General features: G+C 69.4%; 8 protein-coding genes and 1 tRNA gene. 3 read left to right on the top strand and 6 right to left on the bottom strand.

Annotated features, from left to right (window positions below; translation table 11 throughout):
* Positions 1 to 206: hypothetical protein (locus tag ACFQ4O_RS13255; protein WP_378776169.1), on the top strand; the 206-nt coding region annotated here is incomplete at its 5' end.
* Here the strand turns inward: ACFQ4O_RS13255 and lexA are convergent.
* From lexA to ACFQ4O_RS13280, 5 genes are all read right to left on the bottom strand, one after another.
* Positions 200 to 907, bottom strand: a complete 708-nt coding sequence (gene lexA, locus ACFQ4O_RS13260; RefSeq protein WP_378776170.1) for a transcriptional repressor LexA — start codon at positions 905 to 907, stop codon at positions 200 to 202. The two genes, ACFQ4O_RS13255 and lexA, sit on opposite strands and share 7 nt — an antisense overlap.
* A 306-nt stretch (positions 908 to 1,213) precedes the next feature.
* Positions 1,214 to 1,289 (bottom strand) — tRNA-Ile (locus ACFQ4O_RS13265).
* Positions 1,290 to 1,646: 357 nt separating this feature from the next.
* Positions 1,647 to 3,146, bottom strand: a complete 1,500-nt coding sequence (locus ACFQ4O_RS13270) for a Do family serine endopeptidase (RefSeq protein ID WP_378776171.1) — start codon at positions 3,144 to 3,146, stop codon at positions 1,647 to 1,649.
* 109 nt (positions 3,147 to 3,255) lie between these two features.
* Entirely contained in the window at positions 3,256 to 3,453 is a 198-nt protein-coding gene (locus ACFQ4O_RS13275; RefSeq protein WP_378776172.1) for a DUF6898 family protein, read from the bottom strand.
* 25 nt (positions 3,454 to 3,478) lie between these two features.
* On the bottom strand, positions 3,479 to 4,744 hold the full coding sequence (locus ACFQ4O_RS13280; RefSeq protein ID WP_378776173.1) for a L,D-transpeptidase family protein: 1,266 nt from the start codon (positions 4,742 to 4,744) through the stop codon (positions 3,479 to 3,481).
* Between the two features lie 330 nt (positions 4,745 to 5,074).
* Here ACFQ4O_RS13280 and ACFQ4O_RS13285 point away from each other — a divergent pair, with 330 nt between their 5' ends.
* Positions 5,075 to 5,536 carry a gamma-glutamylcyclotransferase family protein gene (locus tag ACFQ4O_RS13285; protein ID WP_378776174.1) on the top strand — a complete coding sequence of 154 codons (462 nt, stop codon included), beginning with the start codon at positions 5,075 to 5,077 and terminating at the stop codon, positions 5,534 to 5,536.
* Entirely contained in the window at positions 5,533 to 5,823 is a 291-nt protein-coding gene (locus ACFQ4O_RS13290; protein ID WP_378776175.1) for an acylphosphatase, read from the top strand. The genes ACFQ4O_RS13285 and ACFQ4O_RS13290 overlap by 4 nt, the downstream gene beginning before the upstream one ends.
* Before the next feature lie 355 nt (positions 5,824 to 6,178).
* On the opposite strand, the gene lipB is transcribed toward ACFQ4O_RS13290, so the two are convergent.
* The coding region (gene lipB / locus ACFQ4O_RS13295) for a lipoyl(octanoyl) transferase LipB (RefSeq protein WP_378776176.1) at positions 6,179 to 6,854 on the bottom strand (676 nt) is incomplete at its 5' end.

Genomic DNA, 6,854 nt, shown 5'->3' on the forward strand with positions numbered 1-6,854 from the left:
TGGCGTTCCGCGCCACGTCCGCGCGCGCGCCCGCCGGCGACCGCCCCTGGTCACGCGCCGGACCGCCGCCGCCGGAGGAGGCCTTACGCCTCAGCTTCGCCCCACGCCTCGCGAAGCCGGACGCAGCCACCCAAGCCGTGAGCCCGCCGGTGGATCCGACCGACCCGGACGACGACGGCGAGACCGGCGCGGACGAGGATCAGTAGCGTCGGATGAGCCCGACCAGCCGTCCCTGGATCGCCACCCGGTCAGGCCCGAAGATGCGCGTCTCGTAGGCCGGATTGGCGGCCTCCAGCGCGATCGAGGCGCCGCGCTTGCGCAGGCGCTTCAGCGTCGCTTCTTCGTCATCCACCAGCGCCACCACGATGTCGCCGCTGTCGGCCGCGGTCTGCTTGCGGATCAGCACCAGATCGCCGTCAAGAATGCCGGCCTCGATCATGGAGTCGCCGCGCACTTCAAGGGCGAAGTGCTCGCCGCTGGACAGCATGTCCGGAGACACGGCGATGGTGTGGCTCTTTGCCTGAATGGCTTCGATCGGCACGCCGGCGGCGATGCGGCCCATGACCGGGATCGCCACCATGCGGGAGTCCGCGTCCTCGTCGGGACGGGCGGGGCGGACCTTGCCGAGATTGCCCTCGATGACGTTGGGCGTGAACCGCGTCGTCACCGGGCGGGTGACCACGGGCGCCGCCGCCTCCGGCAGCTTCAGCACCTCGAGCGCACGGGCCCGGTTCGGCAGGCGCCGGATGAAGCCGCGCTCCTCCAGCGCCATGATCAGACGATGGATTCCGGACTTGGACTTCAGGTCCAGCGCGTCCTTCATCTCGTCGAAGGAGGGCGGCACGCCGCTCTCCTTCAGGCGCTCATGGATGAAGCGCAACAGCTCGTACTGCTTCCGGGTCAGCATGCCCGTCTCCGCCGCGACTCAAAACAAATCATGAACAAGGATTAGCTGTTCTATGTGTGTTCTGCAAGCGGTTAACCCCACGTGAACTTTGGCTTTCGCGCTGTTTTCGCCGTCAGCCGCGGCGACTTGCGTCTTCGCTGCGCGTGGCGGCGTCCGGCACGGAACGCGAAGGACCGCCTGCGAAGGGAGTTTTATGCTGAGCTCTCGCCTCGCGCGGACGCAGTATGACTTGTCGAACCGTCGCTAGTTTCGTTGCCGCACGACCGCCCGTCAGGCGTCAAAGGTTGGCCAAGTCATTGAAAACACTGGTGGGCCCGGAGGGATTCGAACCCCCAACCAAACCGTTATGAGCGGTCGGCTCTAACCGTTGAGCTACAGGCCCGTCGCGACACGTCATAAGACGATCCGCGCCACTTCGCCACCTTAGAGTGCGGCGCCGCCGCGCGGGGCGCGTGGGGGCGTTTCGCGGAGGCTGAGGGCGATGGGGAGGGCGCGCGATTCCGGTTCTGGGGCGTGTTCGGCGACCGTCGGGCGGGCGCTTTGGTCGAACATGGCGGCCCAGAGCTTATTCGCTGCGTTTGCGACTCGAACGCTCAAGCCCTCGACTGGCACGAAGTCGTGGATGCCCGAGACACGCTCGGGCATGACGGGGGAGACGCTGGCTCTCAGTCCATGTTCCGAAGCGCGCTCCGCCGCGCGGGCAAGATCTTCGCGGCGGAGCGTCGGCTTCGTGTTCGCGTCAGTCGATCGAGACCGCCACGAAGCGCACGTCGCCGGCTTTGTTGGCGAGCAGCAACAGCGCGGACTTCTTGCCGTCTTTCTTCAGCGCGTCGATGCGGCGGGCGACGTCGGCGGGGGTCGCGATCGCTTCCTGCGCCACCTCCAGCAGCAGATCGCCGGCCTGGATGCCCTTTTCCTCGGCCTTGGAGCCGTCCTTCACGTCGGTGATCACCACGCCCTTGGCGTCGGGCTTCAGGCCGAACTGGCTCTTCAGCGCGTCGGAGACGGGGGCGAGCGTGAGGCCGAGGGCTTCGGTGGTCTGCGGCTCCTCGGCCGTGTCGTCCGACTTGGCGGCCGCCGTTTTGGGCGTCTCGGCCTCCTCGAGACGGCCCACCTTCAGCTTCAGGGACTCTTCCTTGCCCTTGCGCACCACCTTCACCTCGACCTCGCGGTCGATCGGGGTGTCGGCCACGATGCGCGGCAGCTCGCGGACGTCCTTCACCGGCTTGCCGTCGAAGCCCACGATCACGTCGCCCACCTGCACGCCGCCCTTTTCGGCCGGGCCGTCGTCGTTGACGCCGGCGATCAGCGCGCCCTTGTTCGGGCCCTTCACGCCCAGGCTGTCGGCGATGTCGTCGGTGACCTCCTGGATGCGCACGCCGATCCAGCCGCGGCGGGTCTCGCCATACTTCAGCAGCTGCTCCACCACCGGGCCGGCGGTGGAGGCGGGAACCGAGAAGCCGATGCCGATGGAGCCGCCGGAGGGCGAGATGATGGCGGTGTTGATGCCGACCACGTCGCCGTCGGTGTTGAACAGCGGGCCACCGGAGTTGCCGCGGTTGATGGCGGCGTCGGTCTGGATGAAGTTGTCGTAAGGCCCGGAATTGATGTTGCGCTTGCGCGCCGAGACGATGCCGGCGGAGACCGAGCCGCCGAGGCCGAACGGGTTGCCGATGGCGAGCACCCAGTCACCGACCCTCAGCTTGTCGGAATCACCGAACTTCACCGCCTTGAGCGGCTTCGGCGGCTTCACGCGCAGCACGGCGAGGTCGGTCTTGGCGTCCTTGCCGACCAGCTCCGCCACCAGCTTGGAGCCGTCGTTGAAGTTGACGGTGATCTCGTCCGCGCCGTCGATGACGTGGTTGTTGGTCACCACGATGCCGGCCGGGTCGACCACGAAGCCGGAGCCGAGCGAGCTCTGCTTGCGGGCGCGGGGCTGCTGGGCGCCGGGTCCTTTGTTGAAGAACTCGTCGAAGAACTCCTCGAACGGCGAGCCCTCCGGCAGCTTGGGCTTCGGCACGGACTTCTCGGCTGCCGGCGCGTTCTGGGAGGTGGAGATGTTCACCACCGCGTCGAGCAGACCCTCCGCCAGATCGGCGAAGCTCTCGGGCGCCGGGCGGGCGAGGGCGGACGAGGGCAGGGCGAGCGGCGAGAGGGCGATTGTCGCCGCCAGCGCCACGGCCGCGGCGCCGCGCGCCCGGCTCGCGAAGGCGGACGGGCGGGACGGGGGCTTGCTCATGGACGCTCCTTCAAGCAACCGATGTCGGGGGCGCCGCAGCGCGCGGCCCGCGACTTTACACGACAGCGATGAGGCGAAAAGAGGACTGCGGTTGTCGGGAGGACAGGGATCACTCCCGCGCCAGCCGCGCCTTCAGCTTGCGGAAGGCGAGCGCCTTGAGCGCGATCTCGGAGCCGCCCGCGGGGCCGACGACCACGACCTCCACGCCGGTGTCGGCGTGGATCGCGGCGCAACGCATGGCGTTGCCCACGGTGACGACCTCATAGAGGACGTCGCCGCTGGGCTCGTCGTCTCGCGTGGCGGCCATGGTCTAGGCCCCGAAGCCGGAGGCGTCAGCGCGCCATCGCCAGTTCGCCGGTGCCGTCGAGGCCGTAGATGTCCTCGCGGAACTGCACCGTGCCGTCGGCGCCGCCCCAGCCGGAGATGTAGCGCCAGTAGACCTGCACGTAAGGCTGCAGGTTGATGTCCACCCGCTGGCCGGACTTGATCGCGGCGTCGATGGCGCGGCGGTCCCAGCCCGGCTGGCTCTGGGCGAGCCAGCCCACCAGCTCGCGCACGTTCTGGATGCGGACGCAGCCCGAGGAGTGGAAGCGGGCGTTTTCGCCGAACAGGTTCTTGGACGGGGTGTCATGCATGTACACGCCGTCCTTGTTCGGCATGTTGATGCGCACCGAGCCCATGGAGTTGTCTTCGCCCGGATCCTGGCGATACATGTACTGCGTCGCCTCCATCGTGTTCCAGTTGATCGATTCCGGCGGAATCTCCTGGCCCTGATGGGTGATGACGCGAATCTTCTTCTTCGCCAGATACTGCGGGTCCTTCTGCATCATCGGAATGAGGTCTTTCCGGATGATGGAGGCGGGCACGGTCCAGAACGGGTTGAAGTTCACCTGCTGGATCTTGGCGTCGAGCACCGGCGAGGCGCGGTCCACCTTGCCGACCACGGCGGTGTAGCGGGCCTGAACCTGGCCGTTGTCCACGGCCTCGATCTCGGCGGCGGGAATGTTGACCAGCACGTAGCGGCCGGTGGCGGCCACGTTCGCCATGGTGCGGATGCGCACCAGATTGGTCTCGAGCTGCCGCAGCCGGGTTTCGGCCGGGATGTTCAGCGACTGCAGGGTGTCGTCGCCGACCACGCCCACGGGGATCAGGCCGTGCCGGGCCTGGAAGCGCTTCACCGCGCCTTCGACATACGAGTCGAACACCGGCGACATGGGCAGGTTCGGGTCGATGTCGTTGGTGGCGGCGAGGCGCTGGCGCAGCGCGATCACGCGCTCGCCGCGAGAGCCGAGCTTCAGCCGCTCGCCGGGGGGCACGCGGCTCCAGCCGCCGCGCTGCACCAGGGCGGCGTAATCCTGAATCGCCAGTTCGGTGCGTTGGGCGGTTTCCGCCGACAGGGTCGGCGTGCGGGAGGCGGAGGTGCGGGTGACGCCCGAGGACGAGGCGTCGAAGCGGTCCTTCCACTCGGCCTGGCTGTCGAAGGACAGCATCATCTCCTGCGCGGAGGCGGTGGTGGCCAGCGCGCCCGCCGCGGCGCCGAAGCCCAGACGCAGCGCCCCGCGCCGCGACACGCCGAGATTCCAAGACCGTTCCGTCACGACCGTCCGCTCCAGTGCCGTCAAGACCGACCTCCGCCGCGCCTCCCGAAAGAGACGCGCGCGGACGCCTTAAGCGAGAGCGCCACGGCCATGGTTAAGGAACCCTGAGCCGAACCCTCGCGGCGTGGGACGAAGCGGAAACAGAGGGCGTTTCCGGAATAACCATCCCGTTACCGCCCGAACGCGCGCCGCCCCTCTGATCCCAAGGCTTTCGCCCCGTCTTTTCGAAAAGCCACCGGTTTGAGGCGGAACAATGTCGGATCGGACTTGCGCGCGGCGATCACGCGCATGTTGATGCGCGGAAGCCTCAGGTCGAGACGGGAGCGCGCCGTGCCGCATTACTTCGCCTATGGCGCCAACATGTGCCGCCGCTCCATGGCGCGCCGCTGCCCGACCGCCGAGCCCCTTGGCCCGGCGCGGCTGAAGGGCTGGCGCTTCGCCATCTCCCGCGACGGCTACGCCACCGTGCTGCGGGAGCCCGCCGCGGCCACCCACGGCGTGCTGTGGCGGCTGACGGAGGCGGACCTCCGGGCGCTCGACGCCTTCGAGCGCGTCGCCATGGGGCTCTACCGCCGGGAGCGACTCCGGGTCGCGGGGCCGGAGGGCGGGCGCGACGCCATCGTCTATGTCTCCCGCCATGTGGCGCCAGGAATCGCGGTCGCGGGCTACATGAGCGAGATGGTGATCCCGGCCGCGGTCGAATGGGGGCTGCCCGCGCCCTATCTGGCGGAGCTCAGGCGATTCGCCGCCGGCGCCCGCGGAGGGCCTGCGGCGCAGGGAGGGTTTCGATGACGGACATCGCGGCGGAGATCGTCGTCACCGGCAAGGTGCAGGGCGTCGGCTATCGCGCCTGGGCGCAGGCCAACGCCACGTCGCAGGGCCTGCGGGGCATGGTGCGCAACCGCAAGGACGGTTCGGTGCAGGCGCTGCTGGCCGGCCCGGCGACCCACATCGACGCCTTCGCCGCCGCCTGCCACGCCGGCCCGGCGCTGGCCAAGGTGAAGACGGTGACGCGCAAGGAGATCGCGCTGTCGGAGGTCCCGGAGGGCGCCGGCGTGGTCATCGGCGAGACGGTCTGAACGCGCGCCCTCTTGTCCCGGTCCCCGAGCCGGGACCCAGAAACGCCGACGTGTGAGAATTAAGCGCTCCGGCCGTCGCATTCTGTCTGGAGACGCCAGAGTTTCTGGGGCCGGCTCAAGGCCGGGACAAGGGAAGCGGGCGCGCTTTCGGCGGATGACCGGGCGTAAGCGTTTCGCGCTGACCCTCCCTCTTGTCCCGGCCCCCGAGCCGGGACCCAGAGACGCCGACGTGTGAGGATCGAGCGTCTCGGCTGTCGCGTTCTGTCTTGAGACGCCAGAGTTTCTGGGTCCCGGATCAAGGCCGGGACAAGGAAGCGGGCGCTCCCGGTGGCTGGCCGCGAACGAAAGCGGACGCTCAGCCGCCCGGCGTCTCCGCCCGCGCGGTCGGCCCAAACACCTCCTCGAACGTGGCGCGGAGCGCCATGTCGACTTCGGGGAGGCTCGTGACGCGGCCGAGATCGGCGAGGCTGGTGACGCCCTGGTCGCGCACGCCGCAGGGGACGATGCCGCCGTAATGCGACAGGTCCGGCTCCACGTTGAGGCTGACGCCGTGCAGCGTGACCCAGCGCTTCACCCGCACGCCGATGGCGGCGATCTTGTCCTCCGCGCCGAGGCCCCGCTCCGGCCGTCGCACCCAGACGCCGACCCGGTCCTCCCGCCGCTCGCCCGTGACGTTGAAGCGGTCGAGGGTCGCGATCAGCCACGCCTCCAGCGCCGCCACATAGGTCCGGAGGTCAGGTCCCCGGCGGCGGAGGTCCAGCATCACGTAGGCGATGCGCTGGCCGGGGCCATGATAGGTGTACTGGCCGCCCCGGCCGGTGGAGAACACCGGCAGCCGGTCGGGCGCGACCAGATCGTCGGGCCGCGCGCTGGTGCCGGCGGTGTAGAGCGGCGGGTGCTCCAGCAGCCAGACCAGTTCGGGCGCCGTTCCGTCCGCGATCGCGGCGGCGCGGGCGTCCATGGCGGCGACGGCGTCCGGGTAGGGGACGAGCGCGTCGGAGACGCGCCACTCCACCGGCGCCGCGCCGGCG

Origin of the sequence: Methylopila musalis (assembly GCF_042679725.1) — a bacterium.
In the GTDB taxonomy this organism is placed as follows: Bacteria; Pseudomonadota; Alphaproteobacteria; order Rhizobiales; family Methylopilaceae; genus Methylopila; species Methylopila musalis.

What these genes read in the sequence shown, in the direction of transcription:
- lexA (WP_378776170.1), bottom strand. Translation starts at nt 907, where the DNA reads ATGCTGACCCGGAAGCAGTACGAGCTGTTGCGCTTCATCCATGAGCGC.
- ACFQ4O_RS13270 (WP_378776171.1), bottom strand. Translation starts at nt 3,146, where the DNA reads ATGAGCAAGCCCCCGTCCCGCCCGTCCGCCTTCGCGAGCCGGGCGCGC.
- ACFQ4O_RS13275 (WP_378776172.1), bottom strand. Translation starts at nt 3,453, where the DNA reads ATGGCCGCCACGCGAGACGACGAGCCCAGCGGCGACGTCCTCTATGAG.
- ACFQ4O_RS13290 (WP_378776175.1), top strand. Translation starts at nt 5,533, where the DNA reads ATGACGGACATCGCGGCGGAGATCGTCGTCACCGGCAAGGTGCAGGGC.